This window comes from Burkholderia sp. Ax-1719, assembly GCF_011753055.1.
Taxonomy (GTDB): domain Bacteria; phylum Pseudomonadota; class Gammaproteobacteria; order Burkholderiales; family Burkholderiaceae; genus Paraburkholderia.
This window is the reverse complement of the sequence record NZ_VWWJ01000002.1, coordinates 47,835-65,188: the sequence shown is the minus strand read 5'-3', so window position 1 is coordinate 65,188 and position 17,354 is coordinate 47,835. Positions and strand designations below refer to the sequence as shown.

The window sequence follows — 17,354 nt, the reverse complement described above, 5'->3', positions numbered from 1 at the left end:
TCATCTATGGATTACCGCAATCTAGAGAAACGCAAGAGCATGCACGCGCGTATCGTGCAGGAGCTTGGCATGCAGATCGTTGGCGGCGCGCTCGCGCCGGGCCAGCGCCTGCCGCCCGAACCCAGCCTGTGCGAAATCTACGGCGTGAGCCGCCCGGTGCTGCGCGAGGCAACGCGCGTGCTGGTGGCCAAGGGCCTTGTGGTGTCGAAGCCGCGCGTGGGCAGCGTGGTGCGCCCGCGCGACGAATGGCACATGCTCGACCCCGATGTGCTGTTCTGGACCGTCAACAGCCTGCCCGAAGGCGAATTCTTCCGCTCGCTCATGACGGTGCGGCAGATCATCGAGCCGGCGGCGGCCGCGCTCGCCGCGATTTCCGCCACCGACGAAGATCGCGAGCGCATCGCCGCCGCTTACGCGCGTATGGAAAACGCTGAAACCGCCGACGATCTGCTCGAACCCGATCTGGAGTTCCACCGCGCGATCATGGCCGCCACGCATAACGACATGCTCGGCTATATCGGCAATATGCTGTCGCTGGCGCTGGGCGAATCGATCAAGCTCACCAGCCGCCATCCCAATACCCACGCGCTTTCGCTGCCGCGTCATAAGGCGATCCTCACCGCCATCGAGCATCGCGATGCACTGGCCGCAAGACAGGCGAGCCTCGTGCAGCTCGACAATGCACGGGCCGATGCGAAGTCGATTCTGGGGGGCGCGGCGCTGGATACGTGAGGCCGCGTGCGGGCGCGCACTGGTTATTCCCGCCACCCGCCCGCCGCGCCTCACGCTCACACCGCCCGCTTGCTACGACGGAACTGGTCGAACAGCACCGCCAGCAACAGAATGCCGCCGCGAATCAGGTATTGATAGAACGTCGGCACATTCATGAGGCTCATGGCGTCCTGCACCGCGCCCATGATGAGCACGCCCACCAGTACGCCGGAAATCGTCGCCACGCCGCCGGTGAGCGACACGCCGCCCAGCACGCAGGCCGAGATCACGCCCAGCTCCAGGCCCACCGAGGTCTTCGGATCGCCCAGGCTCATACGCGAAGCCAGCATCACGCCCGCGAAGCCCGTCACCAGCCCTTGCAGCACGAACACCGTGATCTTGATGCGCGTGACCGGCAGGCCCGCCAGACGCGCGGCCTCGCCGTTGCCGCCCACGGCCAGCACGTTCTTGCCGAACACGGTTTTCTTGAGCAGGAAGCCGAACACCACGAAGCCGATGATGTTGCTCCAGATCGGAAACGAGATGCCGAGGAACGAACCGCCGCCCAGATCGAAGAAGCGCTCCTCCGAGATCATCACGGCGTCGCCGTTCGAGGTGAGGAAGGCGAGGCCGCGCACTGCTTCCATCATCGCAAGCGTGGCGATCAGCGAGTTGATCTTGAAGCGCGCGATCAGCACGCCGTTGACGAGGCCGACCGCGCCGCCCGCCAGAATGCCCGCGGCGATACCAAGCATCACGCTATGCGACTGCGTGATGACGGTCGAGGCCACCACGCCCGAGAACGCGACGATCGACGCGACGGACAGGTCGACTTCGCCCAGTGCGAGCACGAACATCATGGTCACGGCAATCGAGCCGATCAGCGTGACGGAGAGCAAAAGGCCCTGAATATTGCGGGTGGTGAGGAAGTCGGGGACCGTTGCGGAGAGTACCGCGAACAGCACCACGAACACCACCACGATGCCCGATTTGTTGATCATGTCCCACGCACGGGCCCGCGAGGGCGTAATCGGCGCGGCGGCTTCGTTGACGGTAGGCGTGCCCTGTGGCTGCATGGCTTGACTCATCTCTGGTTTCGTTTCGGTTGCAATTTCAATTGCACTGCTCAGGTTTTCAACGCGGCAGCGCGAGCTTGATCAGTTCGTCGGGCGAGGCATCGGCTTTCGGCACGCTGCCCGCAATGCGCCCTTCGCGCATCACGATGATGCGGTCGGCCACGCCGATCACTTCAGCGAGATCGCTCGACACCATGATCACGGTGCGGCCCGCTTCGGCAAGCTCGTAAAGCAGGTTGTAGATTTCGGCGCGCGCGCCCACGTCGATGCCGCGCGTGGGCTCGTCCATCAGGAACACTTCGATGCGTTCGGCCAGCCAGCGCGACAGGATTACCTTCTGCTGGTTGCCGCCCGAAAGCGTGCCGATGGCGGTATCGCCGTTACGCGTCTTGATCGCGAGCTTCTTGATGTAGTCGTCGGTCAGATCGCGCTCGCGCCTGGCGTCGAGCAGAAAGCGTGCGGGACTGAAGTGACGGCGCGCGCTGATGTTGAGGTTGTCCGCGACCGAAGCAATAGCAACGATGCCTTCCTGCTTGCGGTCCTCCGGGCACAACGCGATACCTGCGCGCACGGCGTCACGCGGGCTCGCGAAATTCACGCGTTTGCCGTTCAGCTCGACATGGCCCGCGCTCGCACGCGTCGCGCCGTAAATCAGCTTCATCAGCTCGGAGCGGCCCGCGCCCACCAGCCCGAAGAAGCCGACAATCTCGCCGCGCCGTGCGGTAAAGGACACAGGCTCGGCCAGACCCGGCCCAAGCAGTCCCTTCGCTTCGAGCAGCACCTCGCCGGCCGGGCGCGAACGATAGCCGTACACGTCCTCGATCGAGCGCCCTACCATCGCCGCGATCAGGCGGTTGCGGTCGAGATCGGCGACCGATTCGAAAGTCTCGATGCGCTTGCCGTCGCGAAACACCGTCACGCGATCGCACAACTCGTAGACCTCGTCCATGCGGTGCGTGACGTAGATGATCGCGCGGCCATCCGCACGCAGCGCGTTGATGATGCGAAAAAGGTTCTCCGTTTCGCGCGCCGACAGCGAACTGGTCGGCTCATCGAACGCAATCACGCGCGCGTCGCGCATCAGCGCCTTGCCGATCTCGATCATCTGTCGCTGGCCGATGGAGAGATTCTTCACCGGCGTGCGGGGATCGATGCGTTCGCCCAGACGCTTGAGTTCGTCCATCGCGCGCTGCACGAGCGTGCGTTCGTCAAGCACGCCCAGGCGATTGGGCAACTGCCCGAGCATCAGGTTATCCGCCACCGTCAACTCAGGCACGAGATGCAATTCCTGATAGATGATCGCAATGCCCGCGTCGAGCGCCGCCTTGGTGGTCGTGAAGCGCTGCTCCACACCACCCAGTTTGAGCGAGCCTTCCTGCGCCTGGTTCACCCCCGAGAGCACCTTGAGCAGCGTAGATTTGCCCGCGCCGTTCTCGCCCATCAGACCGTGAACTTCGCCCGCGCGCACTTCCAGTGAAACGCGGTCGAGCGCCTTCACACCCGGAAAACTCACGGTAATGCCGTCGAGTTCCAGATACGCGCGGCTCCCCTGTTGAGCCTGTTGAAACGCTGCGCTCGCGCTCGCCGCATCGGCATATGTCATGGTTTCAGTCATTGCATCCCTGCCCTTAAACACGCGTCAAAACAGCCTTAAATTCCCAGCTCGCTGCGCACGGCCGTCCAGTTGTCGCGCGTCATCAGCTTGCCGGTGGTCTGCGTATCGGCGGGCGGCTGCTTGCCGCTGCGGATCCAGTCGACGAGGTTTTCGGCGCTGTCCTTGCCGTGATTCGTCGAGCTGACGGCGATCGTGCCGTAGAAGCCCGTGGGCTGCTTCTTCTGGAATTCCGCGAACGCTTCGCCGGCGCCGTTGATACCCACGCCGATCACGTCGCTTGCCGGCAGGTGCAGTTGCTCCGTCGCGCGCACGGCGCCCAGCACGCTCTCTTCGTTGAGCGCGAAGATCACCCACTTCTTGATGTTCGGATGCTGTGCGAGCACCGGCGAGGCTGCATTGAAACCGCCTTCGTCGTCGGTGGTCTTTTGCGGCGCGTCGAAAATGTTTTCCTTCTTGAAGCCGCCCGCGATCAGCGAAGCCGTCGCGCCGTCGGTGCGCAGCTTGGCCGTCGGCAGTTCGTAGTCGGTGATGCGCAGCGCGCCCACTTCTTCCGGCTTCCAGCCGCGACGCTTCATTTCCTCGGCGATGGCCGTGCCCACCTGATTGCCGATCTTGAACGCCGACATGCCCAGATGCGGCACGCTCGCCAGCGGCTTGCCCGACGAATCCACCAGTTGATCGTCGACCGTCACGAACTTCATGTTGTAGCGCTTGGCGCGCGCCTGGATGGCCGGTCCAAGACGCACGTCGGGCGCGCAGATCACGAAGCCCTGCGCGCCTTGCGCACCGAGGTTATCGATCGCAGCCAGCACCTTTTCACCGTCCGGCGTGCCGATATTCACCACCGAAAAGTTCTCCTTCTGGCCCAGCGCCGTGGCGGCCTTCTGCTCGTTGATGAACCAGGCCTGCTCGGGCATCTTCACGAGAAAGCCGATCTTGGTGGGCGAATCGGCGTGCGCCGCGATATTCATGCCGAGCGGCGCGACGCACAGAGCCGCGAACACGGCGCGAAGGGTAAAGCGGCGGATGTTGCTGGTCATGCTCCTGTCTCCTTGGGTGTGGTGCTGCGTTTATTTGTTACGTGATCCGAACGATTAGTGTCCAAACGCTTCGACTTCGACATGCCTGCCGAGCAGGAACGCATCTGCGACGAGGCGCAGCGGGCGCACGTCCACGTCATCGGTGCCATGCGCGATCAACCAGTGGAAGCGCTCGTAGAGCGCCGCGTATTCGCGTTCGGCGTCGAGTTGAACCGGCTCGCCCTTGATCGAAAGTCGCTTGCCGCCTTCGGAGATCGACAGCAGGCCGTCGGTGGTTTCCACGTCGATTTCCCATTGCTCGACCGGGCCGTGCCGCCAGTCGAATTCGGCGCGCACGGGCACGCCATCGGTATCGATGCAATCGAGTTCGGCCGCAATGGGCGTGGCGCAGTCGCTGGGCACATGCAGCGTCGCGCCGCGCAGCAGCACTTCGCGCGGCAGGATGCGCGTGACGATGGAGAGCGCATTGATGCCCGGATCGAACACGCCCAGGCCGCCCGGCTCCCAGATCCATTGTTGGCCCGGATGCCAGCGGCGCACGTCCTCTTTCCAGCGCACGTGCACGGCGCGCAGCGTGCGGGTAGCGAGCCACGCGCGCGCCGGTTCGACCGCGCTCGCACAACGCGAATGCCAGGTGGCGAACAGCGTGCGTTTGTGTTGCTTCGCCAGTTCGCGCAGCGCTTCCACTTCGCTCACGCTCGCGCCCGGCGGCTTCTCCAGCATCACGTGCTTGCCCGCTTCGAGCGCGGCGCGCGCCTGCGCGTAACGCACCTGCGGCGGCGCGCACAGCGACACGGCGTCGAGTTCCCGCTCGGCGCTGAGCAATTCGCCGATATCGCTGTAATTGCGCACGTTATCGACTTGCGCATTGCGGCTTGCAGCGGCCACGAGTTCGAAGCCGGGATTGCCCGCGATGGCGGGCAGATGCTGGTCGCGCGCGATCTTGCCAACGCCGACGACAGCCAGGGTGTACGACGCATTCATGGCGATCTCCAATCCTTTATCCACGCTTTGTCCAGATTTCCCCAAGGAAATTATTTTATTCTGGATGCCGAATGATTTATTTACCCCAACGCAGGACCAGCGGGTCGAGCTTGCGGGCAATCGCAATCAGCTCTGCGCGCGTCTCGGGATGCATCGCAGGCAGCGGGTGGCGCGGCAGTTCACAATCGATCACGCCGCCTTCTTTCATCAGCGATTTGCAGGCGAGCAGACCTGCCTGGCGATTCTCGTGATTGATGAGCGGCAGCCACTTCTGGTACAGCGTGAAAGCGTCATCGGTACGGCCTTCGCGCCACGCCACGATGATCGGGCGAATGCCGTCCGGAAAGCCGCCGCCCGTCATTGCGCCCGTTGCGCCCGCGTGGAGGTCAGCTAGCAGCGTGATGCCTTCTTCGCCGTCCCACGGGCCTTCCGCGGCGTCGCCTGCAAGACGGATCAGTTCGCGCAGCTTGTTGGCCGCACCCGGCGTTTCGATCTTGAAGTACGAGACCTGTTCGATCTCGCGGGCCATGCGCGCGAGGAACGGCGCGGACAGCGCGGTGCCGGCCGCAGGGGCGTCCTGGATCATGATCGGAATGTCGATGGCATCGGACACACGCGCGTAGAACTCGTAGATCTGCGCTTCGGGCACGCGGAAGGTTGCGCCGTGGTACGGCGGCATCACCATCACCATCGCCGCGCCCATCTCCTGCGCGCGCTTGCTGCGTGCGGCGCAGACGTTCGAACCGTAGTGCGTGGTGGTGACGATCACCGGCACGCGGCCCGCCACGTGTTCGAGCACGGTGCGCGTGAGGATTTCGCGCTCGTCGTCGGAGAGTGAAAACTGCTCGGAAAAGTTGGCGAGAATACTCAGGCCGTCTACGCCCGCGTCGATCATGAAATCGACGGCGCGCTTCTGGCTCGGCAGATCGAGTTCGCCGCTTGCGGTAAAGGTGGTCGGCACCACCGGGAAGATGCCCGTGTAGCGGGCCGTGCTGCTGGTCGTCATAGCTTCAATCCTGCTGATTCAAAGGGGTCAATCACGACTCGCGCGCGAGTTTTACGTTCGCGCCATCGCTTTGCACCGGCGTGCGCAGCGCCGCGCGAACGGCGAAAGTCGCGAGTACCGCGACCAACAATGTGGCCGCGAGAAAATACAGTCCGGCCGCGAGGCTGCCCGTCGCGTCCTTGATCAGGCCGATGCCATACGGACCAAGATAACCGCCCAGATTGGCGAGCGAGTTGATCATCGCGATCCCCACCGCCGCGCTGGTGCCGGTCAGAAACTCGCCCGGCAGCGCCCAGACCACGGCCTGAATCGAATAGAGCGAAAACGCGGTCAAACTGATGAACAGCAGTTGCAGCACCGGCGTATGAACCCACGCGCTCGCGGCCATCGTGAGCGCCGCGACCGCGGACACCACGACGATATGGCCATAGCGCTCGCGATGTTTATCCGAATGGCGCGGCACGATCAGCAAGCCCGCTACCGCGAACAGATACGGCACCGCGGAAAGCAGCCCCGCCGTGGAATCGCTCACGCCGAACGCCTTGATAATGGTAGGCAGCCAGAGTGACAAACCATAGATGCACAGCGGAAACGGCAGAAACAGCAACGCGAGCAGCAGCACGCGGCGGTCCTTCAAGGCGCTGAACGGGTTGCGGTGCGCGTCGAGCGAATAGCTGCGATGGTCGGAGGCAAGTTCGCGCTCGATCCAGCGGCGCGCTTCAGGCTTGAGCCAGCGCGCATGAGCAGGCGATTCGGGCAGCAGGCGCAGCGTGGGCAGGCACAGCAGCACGGCGGGCAAACCGCTTACGACAAACAACGTCTGCCAGTTGGACAGGCCGAAAAAGCCGTGCGTTTCGAGCAGAGCGCCCGCAATCGGGCCGGTGACGATGCCCGCGATGGGCTGCGCGAGCACCAGCAGGCCGATCACGCGCGCGCGATGGCGCAGCGGGAACCAGTGCGTCAGGAAGAACAGAATGCCAGGATAAAGACCCGCTTCGGCGGCGCCGAGCAGAAAACGCAGCACGTAAAAACTCTTCGGACCGCTGACGAAGGCCATCGCCATCGTAATTGCACCCCAGGTGAAGAGAATGCGCGCGAACCATACCCGTGCGCCGAAGCGCGCGAGCGCGAGATTGCTCGGCACTTCGCACAGGAAGTAGCCGACGAAGAAGAGGCCCGCGCCCAGGCCATACGCGGCGTCGCTCAGGCCCACGGCCGCGTTCATATGCAGCTTCGCGAAGCCCACTACCGTGCGGTCGACGTAGGCCACCACGTAGATCAGCGCGAGAAACGGCACGAGGCGGCGCGCGATATGGCCGACGATATGCTTTTCCTCCGCGCCTGCCTCGGTCTTGCCCGGTTGCTGCACCTGCGGATTGATCATCCTGTCTGTCTCCTTCGTGTTGCTCCAGCGTGTCGCCGGTCCGCGTTGAGCGCGGTTCTCGTGGGCGACGTGTCCGTTTTCGGTCTAGTTCACGCTCTCAGGTTTGCCTGCGAAGCGCCGCTTGATATCGAGCGGATTCGCGTCGCGCAGTGCATCAGGCAGCAGGCTATCGGCCAGATTCTGGTAGCAGACCGGGCGCAGGAAACGCTCGATCGCTGCGGTGCCCACCGACGTGCTGCGCGCATCGGAAGTCGCCGGGAACGGGCCGCCGTGGACCATTGCATCGCACACTTCCACGCCGGTCGGGAAGCCGTTGACGAGCACGCGGCCCGCCTTGCGCTCGATGAGCGGCAGGAGCGTGCGCACGAGATCGGTATCGGCGGCTTCCATGTGAAGCGTGATGGTCAATTGACCTTCGATGCCGCGCAGGACGGCGCGCAATTCGGCTTCGTCGGCGCATTCGACCAGCACGCTGCTCGGTCCGAATACTTCATCGCCGATGGTTGCGTCCGCAAGCAGATCGCGCGCGCTGACCTTGAGCAATGCACTTTGCGCGCGGTTAGGCGCCGCTGCGCCGCGTGCGAGCGTCGTCACGCTGGCATGCTGGGCGAGCCGGTTCACGCCCTTTTCATAGGCGCTCAATATGCCTGCCGTGAGCATTACGCCCGCATTCGCCGCGCTGAATTCGCGTGTGGCGTTGGCGGTGAAAGCGTCGAATGCCGCGCCTTTGAGACCCAGCATCAAGCCCGGGTTCGTGCAGAACTGCCCGCAGCCCAGCGTCGCCGATGCCGCGAATTCACGCGCTAGCGACTCGCCACGCGCGGCGAGTGCGCCAGGCAACAGCAGATTCGGATTCACGCTGCTCATTTCGGCGTAGACGGGAATCGGTTCGGCGCGTGCTGCCGCCAGCTTCACCAGCGCAAGACCGCCCGCGCGCGAACCGGTAAAGCCCACGGCGCGAATCGCCGGATGCTGCACCAGCGCCGCGCCCACTTGATGACCCGCGTCGAACAGCAGCGAGAACACGCCTTCGGGCAGGCCCGCGGCCGCGACCGCCTGCTGGATCGCGCGGCCCACGAGTTCGGACGTGCCGGGATGCGCCGGATGCGCCTTCACGACCACCGGGCAACCCGCCGCCAACGCAGAAGCCGTATCGCCGCCCGCGACCGAAAACGCCAGCGGGAAATTACTCGCGCCGAACACCGCAACCGGACCCACGCCGATGCGCCAGAAACGCAGATCGGTGCGCGGGGGCTGGCGCTCGGGCAAAGCGGGTTCGATGCGCGCGTCGAGCGCGTCGCCGCTACGCACGAGCGTGGCGAACATGCGCAACTGATTGGCCGTGCGGGCGCGCTCGCCTTCCAGCCGGGCGCGCGGCAGGCCACTTTCCGCCATCGCGCGTTCGATCAGTTGATCGCCGAGTGCTTCGATACGCACGGCACAATCGTCGAGGAATTGCGCGCGTTTTTCGGCGGACAAAGCGCGATAAATATCGAACGCTTCATCGGCGAGCGTGCAGGCTTGTTCGACATCGCCTTGCAGCGCGCCGTGGAAAACCGGTTGCGCGATGGCCTGCTGGCTTGCCGCGTCGATGGATTGAAACGCCGCGCCTTCGCCGCGTTTCGTCTGCGAGCCGATCAGCAGCTCGCCCGTGAGTGCAATCGTCATGATGGGTTGCCCTTGCGCGTCAGTGCGAATGACGCGGCACGTCGGAGCCGCGCTTGCCAACGAGGAAGTCCAGATCGCAGCCTTCGTCGGCTTGCAGAACGTGATCGACGTAAAGGCGCGCATAGCCGCCCTTGCCGAGCTGTTCCGCCACGCCCGGTGCGGCCGCGGGATCGACATCGCTCAGGCGGCGTTGCAGTTCCTCGTCGCTGATATCGAGGTGCAGGCGGCCCGATTCGCAATCGAGTTCGATCCAGTCGCCGTTGCGCACCGCCGCCAGCGGTCCGCCCGCCGCCGCTTCCGGCGCGACGTGCAGCACCACCGTGCCGTACGCCGTGCCGCTCATGCGGGCGTCCGAAATACGCACCATGTCTTTCACGCCCTGACGCAGCAGTTTGGGCGGCAAACCCATATTGCCGACTTCGGCCATGCCCGGATAACCGCGCGGGCCGCAGTTCTTCATCACGAGGATCGAATCTTTGTCGACGTCGAGCGATTCGTCGCCGATGGTCGCCTTGTAGTGATCGAAGTTCTCGAACACCACGGCGCGGCCACGATGCTTGAGCAGTTCGGGCGTGGCCGCCGAGGGTTTGAGCACCGCGCCGCGCGGCGCGAGATTGCCGCGCAGGATACAGATGCCGCCGTCCGCGATCAGCGGATTGTCGATCTGGCGAATGACCTCGTCGTTATAGTTCGGCGCTTCGCGCACGTTGTCCCAGATCGACTTGCCGTTGACGGTGAGCGCACCCGGATGCGGCAGCAGATTCGCCTCGCCCAGACGGCGCAACACCGCAGGCAAGCCGCCCGCGTAATAAAACTCTTCCATCAGGAAGCGGCCCGAAGGCTGCAGATCGACGATGGTGGGCGTGCTGCGGCCTATGCGTTGCCAGTCCTCCAGTTCGAGCGGCACGCCGATGCGCCCCGCAATCGCCTTCAGATGGATCACCGCATTGGTCGAACCGCCGATCGCCGCATTGGTGCGGATCGCGTTTTCGAACGCCTCGCGCGTGAGGATCTTCGAGAGCTTCAGGTCTTCCAGCGCCATCTGCACGATGCGCATGCCCGACATATGCGCGAGCACGTAGCGGCGCGCATCCACAGCCGGAATCGCCGCGTTGTGCGGCAGCGAAACGCCCAGCGATTCCGCCATGCAGGCCATCGTGGATGCGGTGCCCATGGTGTTGCAGGTGCCCGCCGAGCGCGACATGCCGCCTTCGGCCGCGAGGAAGTGATGCAGGTCGATCTCGCCCGCCTTGAGCGATTCGTGCAGACGCCAGACCGCCGTGCCCGAGCCGATATCCTTGCCTTCGAGCTTGCCGTTGAGCATCGGGCCGCCCGTCACGACGATGGCGGGTACGTCCACGCTCGCCGCGCCCATCAGCAGCGCGGGTGTGGTCTTGTCGCAGCCGCACAGCAGCACGACGGCGTCGATGGGATTGCCGCGAATCGCCTCTTCCACGTCCATCGAGGCGAGATTGCGCGTGAGCATCGCCGAGGGGCGCAGATTCGATTCGCCGTTCGAGAACACCGGGAATTCGACCGGGAAGCCGCCCGCTTCATAGATACCGCGTTTGACATGTTCCGCGAGCTTGCGGAAGTGGGCGTTGCAGGGCGTAAGTTCGGACCACGTATTGCAGATGCCGATGACCGGGCGGCCATCGAATTCGTGATCCGGAATGCCCTGGTTTTTCATCCAGCTTCGGTACATGAAGCCGTTCTTGTCCGTGGTGCCGAACCACTGTTGGGAGCGCAGTTTGGGTTTCGTTGCCGACATCGTCTGAATGTGGGTAGGGCTGAATTGGCTGAATGTTCCGCATAGTCTAAGGAGAACTCTGATAACCTTCTAATGAAAAAAAGAACGGTTCCGATATCGAAATCGGCATTGGTATAAACGCTTAGAACTATTTGGGAAATCAGGCACCGTCATGCTGGAGACAAGCCCCTGGTACGTGCGCACGCGGCTCAAGACGCGGCAGTTGTTGCTGGTGGTCGCGCTTGCGGAAGAAGGCAATATTCACCGCGCGGCGGCGGCGCTCAATATGACGCAGCCCGCCGCATCCAGGCTGCTGCGCGAACTCGAAGAGATGTTGGGCGCACTGCTGTTCGAGCGCATGCCACGCGGGATGAAACCCACGCTGTATGGCGACGCGCTGATCCGTCACGCGCGCGCCGTGCTGGGCAGCCTCGATCAGGCGCAGGAAGAACTGACCGCGCTCAAGGCCGGGCGGCTGGGCCATGTTGCGGTGGGCGCGATCACCTCGCCAGGCGTGCGCGTGCTGCCGGCCGCCGTGGCGGCGGTCAAGCGCACGCACGCGAATATGCGCATATCGGTGGAGATCGACGCGAGCAACGCACTGCTCGAACACCTGGCGCAAGACAAGCTGGACGTGGTGCTCGGGCGGCTTTCCGCCGAGCACGACAAGCTCGCGCTGCGTTACGAAGCGCTCACGGGCGAACCGGTGTGCGCGGTGGTGCGACCGGGGCATCCGCTGTTCTCAGCTTCAGCCGACGCCGCCGATGACGCTGAAAAGCCGCTGACACTCGCCGATGTCGCCCGCGCGACCTGGGTGGTGCCGCCGGTGGCGAGCGTGCTGCGCCATCGCTTCGAGCTGATGTTCCAGCGCGCAAGCCTCGCGCCGCCTTCGAATGTAGTGGAAACACCTGCGCTGCTGTTCATCACGCGCGTGCTGGAACAAAGCGACATGATCGCCGTGCTGACCGGCGACGTGGCGCGCTACTACGCGGCGCACGGCATGGTGGCGATCCTGCCGCTGCCGATGGACTGTCAGATGGACGACTTCGGCATCATCACGCGCGCGGACAAGCTGCTGTCGCCGGCTGCGGAAGTGATGATCGAAGCGCTGCGCGCCGTGAGCGCGGAGGTCTATGGCGCGACGCCGACGGACGCACAGACGTATTCTTCAAACTAGCTAACGCCACCGGAGACGCACATGTCCGCAGCTACGCCCGATTCCACCGCGATCCGCACCGCGCTCTGGCGCGCGCTGCATGTCCAGGTCGATGCCGCGCCGCATGTGCTGGTAGACGAACTGGGCATGCAACTCGCCGCACCCGACGCGCACTGGCGCAAACGTCCCGATATGGATCCCGAGGGCACACACGGCTATCGCGCCTCGATCGTGGGCCGCGCGCGCCTGATCGAAGACCTGGTCGTGGCACAGCTTGCGCAGGGCGTCGCGCAATATGTCCTGCTGGGCGCGGGCCTCGATACCTTCGCGCAACGCCGCCCCGAGATCGCCGCGCGCATGCACGTGTATGAAGTCGATCACCCGGACACGCAGACCTGGAAACGCCAGCGCCTCGCCGATCTGGGATTTCGCGAACAGGAATGGTTGCGCTTCGTAGGCGTCGATTTCGAGGCAGGCGATTCATGGCGCGCGCAGCTGGTGAAAGCGGGTTTCGATTCCGCGCAGCCCGCGGTGGTGGCATCGACGGGCGTGTCGATGTATCTCACGCGCGAAGCGAACCTGGCGACGCTGCGCGAAGTCACGCAACTCGCGCGCGGCTCCCTGCTGGCCATGACATTCACGCTGCCGCTGGACATGATCGACGAGCCGGAGCGCTCGCAGCATGCCGCCGTCTACGAGCGGGCACGAGCGGCGGGCACGCCGTTCGTGAGTTTCTTTCGCCCCGGGCAAATGCTCGATCTCGCGCGTGAAGCGGGTTTCTCGCATGCCGAACACATCGGCACCGACGAGATCGTCGCGCGCTATTTCAGCGGCCGCGACGACGGGTTGAAACCCGCCAGGGGCGAATCGTTTCTGATCGCCACGGTTTAATCGCAATTTTATTCAAGCTTTCGTGACAGTCATTACCTTGTCACTCCTCACCTGATATTTACGGATTTTTTATGTGCAACGCGCTAGATTAATGCCACCCGCATTGGTTTATTTATGCCTTTATGCGTGACGCATTTAGTGCATTGCATCATTCCGATATAAACTTACAGCGGGATAACGCAGAAACGATAAAACTCAATGACCACCTTGTTGCAACCGGGATATGCGCCATTCATCGTGGCGATCGGCATCATGATTGTGATCGCCGTACTGGAAAGCGTGACTTTATTGTTCGGCTTTAGCGTCACGGCGCATGCGGGCAATCTGATTGCCCATCAATTCGATATCGACCATGCGGCTAGTGGTGCGGATACGGGTTTTATCGGCCAGCTACTCGGCTGGCTGCATGTGGGCCGCGTGCCGTTTCTTGTTTTACTCGCGCTGTTTCTAACAGGCTTTGCTATTGCGGGATTGCTGCTGCAGTGGGTGCTGCATGCGCTGTTTCATTTTATGTTGCCGCCGGCTTTGGCGGCAGTTGTGGCGCTGCCGCTTTCGCTGGTGTTTGTGCGTAAAACCGGTAAGCCGATTGGCCGTATCGTGCCGCAGGAAGAATCGAGCGCCTTATCGGAGATTGATTTTATTGGTCGCGCCGTGAGGATTGTTACTGGCGAGGCTACGCAGGGTAATCCGGCTGAAGCACGTTTCGTCGATGAATTCGGCCAGGCGCATTACGTTCGTATCGAGCCGGATGAGCCAGGACTGGCGTTCGTGCGCGGGCAGACGGTGCTGATTACTGCGCGGGTTTCGGGGTCGTTGTATCGGGCGATCAAGAGTCCACGCCACACCTCTCCCCCGGCCCCTCTCCCGTAGGGAGAGGGGAGCGGCTGATTACTCCCTCTCCCTCAGGGAGAGGGCTGGGGAGTGGAATACACACTCACTCCCTCTCCCCTAACCCCTCTCCCAAGGGAGAGGGGGACACACTTTCTTAACCACATCGAGAGTCAACCATCGCAATGGATACGATCATATTCTGGGGTGCCGTCGGTCTGGCGGTCATCGTCGGCCTCGGCCTCATCGGCCTGATTTTCGCGCGCCTCTACGTGCGCGCTTCAGCCGAACGCGCCTTCGTGCGCACGGGTCTGGGCGGCCAGCGCGTCATCATGAGCGGCGGCGCGGTCGTGTTGCCCGTGTTCCATGAGGTCATTCCGATCAACATGAACACGCTCAAGCTCGAAGTCAGCCGCGCCTCGCGCGATAGCCTGATCACCAAGGACCGCATGCGCGTCGACGTCGTGGTGGCGTTCTTCGTGCGCGTCGCGCCCACTGCCGAAGGCGTTTCGACCGCCGCCCAAACGCTCGGCCAGCGCACGCTCGCGCCCGAAAACCTGCGCGCGCTGGTGGACGACAAGTTCGTCGATGCGCTGCGCTCGACGGCCGCGCAAATGACCATGCAGGACCTGCAGGACGCACGCGAAAAATTCGTGCAAGGCGTGCAGAACACCGTGGCGGAAGACCTCACCAAAAACGGCCTGGAGCTGGAAAGCGTCTCGCTCACCAACTTCAACCAGACCTCGAAGGAATACTTCGATCCGAACAACGCGTTCGACGCCGAAGGTCTCACCAAACTCACGCAGGAAACCGAGCGCCGTCGCAAGGAGCGCAACGAGGTCGAGCAGGATACCGAAGTTTCCGTGCGCGAGAAGAATCGCGATGCGCTCTCCAAGCGTCTCGAGATCGATCAGCAGGAATCGTTCATGAAGCTTGAGCAGGAGCAGCAGGTGAAGACGCGTACCGCCGAACAGAACGCACGCATCACCGCGTTCGAGGCGCAGCGCCACCAGGAAGCCGAGCAAAGCCGTATCGCTGCCGAGCGTCAGGTGCAGGAATCAGAAATCGAGCGCGAGCAGGCCGTGCGTTCGCGCAAGGTGGAAGCCGACCGCGAAATCCGCGTGAAGGAAATCGAGCAGGCCAAGGTCACGCAGATTGCCGAGCAGGAACGCGCGATCATCATCGCGCAGAAGTCGGAAGCGCAATCGACGGCGCAGGCGCGCGCCAATGAGTCCCTCGCCGAAGCGGTCAAGGCCGAGCAGCTCGTGGAAACCACGCGCCGCACCGCCGAAGCCGACCGCGCCAAGCAGGTCGCGCTGATCGAAGCCGCACAGGAAGCGGAAACGAGCGCGGTGCACGTCACGACCAAGGCGCGCGCGGAACGTGAAGCCGCGCAAATGCAGGCCACGGCGATCGTTGAACTGGCCGAAGCCGCCCGCAAGAAGGGACTCGCCGAAGCCGAGGCGCAGCGCGCCCTGAACGACGCGATCAACACGCTCTCGTCGGACCAGACTTCGCTGAAGTTCAAGCTGGCCTTGCTGCAGGCGCTGCCGTCGATCATCGCGCAGACCGTCGAGCCGATGAAGTCCATCGACGGCATCAAGATCATTCAGGTCGATGGTCTGAACCGCCAGGGCGGCGCGGCCAACGACGGCGTGTCCGTGGGCGGCAATGGCAACGGCAATCTGGCCGAGCAGGCCATGTCGGCGGCGCTGGCCTATCGCGCGCACGCCCCGCTGGTCGATTCGCTGCTCAAGGAAATCGGTCTGAACGGCTCGACCTTGTCGGCGATGGTGCCGGGTGCATCGGCTGCGGCCAGCCATGCCGAAATCACGAGCGCGCCGCCCGCCATCAACGGCGTCGATCCGGCCCACGCCGCCCACTACGGTCCGCGTCTGCCGGATGCGAGCGCCACAAGCTAGAACGCGCCCTCCGCCAACGCCGTGCCGCCCGCAAGGGCCGCGCGGTTTTTTTTCGTCCGGGCGCACGCTTCGGGCGGCGCGCGATCCGCGTTATAGTCCACGTGGTTTCATCCACGTTTCGACATGCACACCGCCCTGCTCGCTCCCCGTCCGCTCGACGCCCTCGAACTGCCCGCCGATCTCGATGGCCGCGACGGCGTCAATCGCGCGCCTGGCCGCATGCAGATTGCGGCGGCCAACGACCTCGAAGCGATCCGCGCGTGGCTCGCGCGCGTCGCCGACTCCAAGGCCACGTTCGAGACCTATCGCAAGGAAAGCGAGCGCCTGCTGCTCTGGGCCATCGTGCAACTGGGCAAGCCGCTGTCTTCGCTTACGCACGAGGATCTGCTCGCGTATCAGCATTTTCTCGCCGATCCGCAGCCCGCCGCGCGCTGGGTCGCGGGCGGCGGCCGCAAGCACGCGCGCGACGATGCGCGCTGGCGGCCGTTCTACGGGCCCCTGTCCGCCGCCAGTCAGCGTCAGGCGATGGTGATCCTCAACACGCTGTTTTCCTGGCTCGTGAGCGCCGGTTATCTGGCCGGCAATCCGCTTTCGCTCTCGCGCCAGCGTGCGCGCCGTGCCGCGCCGCGCATCACGCGCTATCTGGAACGCGAATTGTGGGACGAGGTGAAAGCGTACGTCGACAGTCTGCCGCGCGAGAGCGCGCGCGAGCGCGAGCATCACAGCCGCACGCGCTGGCTGCTCACGCTGCTGTATCTGGGCGGCCTGCGTATCTCCGAAGTTGGCGGGAACACGATGGGCGATTTTTTCGCGCGCCGCGATGGCTCGGGAGTGGAGCGCTGGTGGCTCGATGTGCTGGGCAAGGGCGAGCGTCGGCGACTCGTGCCCGCGACCGCCGAAATGATGACGGAGCTGGCGCGCTACCGCACCGCGCGCGGTCTTGCCGCGCTGCCCGCGCCGCACGAGAGCACGCCGCTGGTGCTGCCGATCGGCAAATCGCTCAAGCCACTCACGCGCACGGCGCTGCATACGATCGTGAAGGGGATTTTTGCGGGCGCGGCGCAGCGTTTGCGCGAGATGGATGGGGCGGCGGATTCCGCGCAGGCCCAGGCGCGCGCGGCGCGGCTTGAGGCGGCGTCGGCGCACTGGCTGCGGCACAGCGCGGGCTCGCACATGGCCGATGGCGACGTCGATCTGCGCCTCGTGCGCGATAACCTGGGCCACGCGTCGCTGAGCACCACCAGCCTCTATCTGCATAGCGACGACGACGTGCGCCATCGCGAAACCGACGAGAAACATCGGATCGGGTGGTGAGCGCCTCAC

14 protein-coding genes are annotated in these 17,354 nt (G+C 64.2%); 6 read left to right on the top strand and 8 right to left on the bottom strand.

What is annotated here, in order from left to right; genetic code table 11:
* The first annotated feature begins 6 nt into the window (after nt 1–6).
* The gene (locus F3J17_RS05340) at nt 7–732 is read left to right on the top strand and encodes a FadR/GntR family transcriptional regulator (RefSeq protein ID WP_167054644.1); all 726 of its coding nucleotides are present in this window, start codon (nt 7–9) and stop codon (nt 730–732) included.
* Nucleotides 733–788: 56 nt separating this feature from the next.
* On the opposite strand, the gene araH is transcribed toward F3J17_RS05340, so the two are convergent.
* The 8 genes from araH to F3J17_RS05300 all read right to left on the bottom strand — a co-directional run bounded on the left by araH (nt 789) and on the right by F3J17_RS05300 (nt 11,255).
* Nucleotides 789–1,799, bottom strand: coding sequence for an L-arabinose ABC transporter permease AraH (gene araH, locus F3J17_RS05335; RefSeq protein ID WP_167054643.1), 1,011 nt, complete (start codon nt 1,797–1,799; stop codon nt 789–791).
* 46 nt (nt 1,800–1,845) lie between these two features.
* Nucleotides 1,846–3,402 (bottom strand): L-arabinose ABC transporter ATP-binding protein AraG, encoded by a 1,557-nt coding sequence (araG, locus tag F3J17_RS05330; protein WP_167054641.1) that lies wholly within the window; start codon nt 3,400–3,402, stop codon nt 1,846–1,848.
* 35 nt (nt 3,403–3,437) lie between these two features.
* Nucleotides 3,438–4,442: an arabinose ABC transporter substrate-binding protein gene (locus F3J17_RS05325; RefSeq protein WP_167054639.1), complete on the bottom strand. Its 1,005-nt coding sequence runs from the start codon at nt 4,440–4,442 to the stop codon at nt 3,438–3,440.
* A gap of 54 nt (nt 4,443–4,496) precedes the next feature.
* Complete coding sequence (locus F3J17_RS05320; RefSeq protein ID WP_167055500.1) at nt 4,497–5,426, bottom strand: Gfo/Idh/MocA family oxidoreductase; 930 nt, start codon at nt 5,424–5,426, stop codon at nt 4,497–4,499.
* 76 nt (nt 5,427–5,502) lie between these two features.
* A complete protein-coding gene (locus tag F3J17_RS05315; RefSeq protein ID WP_167054637.1) occupies nt 5,503–6,432 on the bottom strand; it encodes a dihydrodipicolinate synthase family protein in 930 nt (309 codons plus the stop codon).
* 31 nt (nt 6,433–6,463) lie between these two features.
* A complete protein-coding gene (locus F3J17_RS05310) occupies nt 6,464–7,816 on the bottom strand; it encodes an MFS transporter (RefSeq protein WP_167054635.1) in 1,353 nt (450 codons plus the stop codon).
* 84 nt (nt 7,817–7,900) lie between these two features.
* Nucleotides 7,901–9,478 (bottom strand): aldehyde dehydrogenase (NADP(+)), encoded by a 1,578-nt coding sequence (locus F3J17_RS05305; protein WP_345891147.1) that lies wholly within the window; start codon nt 9,476–9,478, stop codon nt 7,901–7,903.
* Between the two features lie 25 nt (nt 9,479–9,503).
* Nucleotides 9,504–11,255 carry an IlvD/Edd family dehydratase gene (locus tag F3J17_RS05300; protein ID WP_167054631.1) on the bottom strand — a complete coding sequence of 584 codons (1,752 nt, stop codon included), beginning with the start codon at nt 11,253–11,255 and terminating at the stop codon, nt 9,504–9,506.
* 151 nt (nt 11,256–11,406) lie between these two features.
* On the opposite strand from F3J17_RS05300, the gene F3J17_RS05295 reads away from it, so the two are divergent.
* From F3J17_RS05295 to F3J17_RS05275, 5 genes are all read left to right on the top strand, one after another.
* Nucleotides 11,407–12,411, top strand: coding sequence for a LysR family transcriptional regulator (locus tag F3J17_RS05295; protein ID WP_167054629.1), 1,005 nt, complete (start codon nt 11,407–11,409; stop codon nt 12,409–12,411).
* A 21-nt stretch (nt 12,412–12,432) separates the two neighbouring features.
* On the top strand, nt 12,433–13,281 hold the full coding sequence (locus F3J17_RS05290; protein WP_167054627.1) for a class I SAM-dependent methyltransferase: 849 nt from the start codon (nt 12,433–12,435) through the stop codon (nt 13,279–13,281).
* 198 nt (nt 13,282–13,479) lie between these two features.
* The gene (locus F3J17_RS05285; RefSeq protein WP_167054625.1) at nt 13,480–14,151 is read left to right on the top strand and encodes a YqiJ family protein; all 672 of its coding nucleotides are present in this window, start codon (nt 13,480–13,482) and stop codon (nt 14,149–14,151) included.
* A 143-nt stretch (nt 14,152–14,294) separates the two neighbouring features.
* Nucleotides 14,295–16,031: a flotillin family protein gene (locus F3J17_RS05280; RefSeq protein WP_167054623.1), complete on the top strand. Its 1,737-nt coding sequence runs from the start codon at nt 14,295–14,297 to the stop codon at nt 16,029–16,031.
* Nucleotides 16,032–16,154: 123 nt separating this feature from the next.
* Nucleotides 16,155–17,345, top strand: coding sequence for a tyrosine-type recombinase/integrase (locus F3J17_RS05275; RefSeq protein WP_167054621.1), 1,191 nt, complete (start codon nt 16,155–16,157; stop codon nt 17,343–17,345).
* The last annotated feature ends 9 nt before the right edge of the window (nt 17,346–17,354 follow it).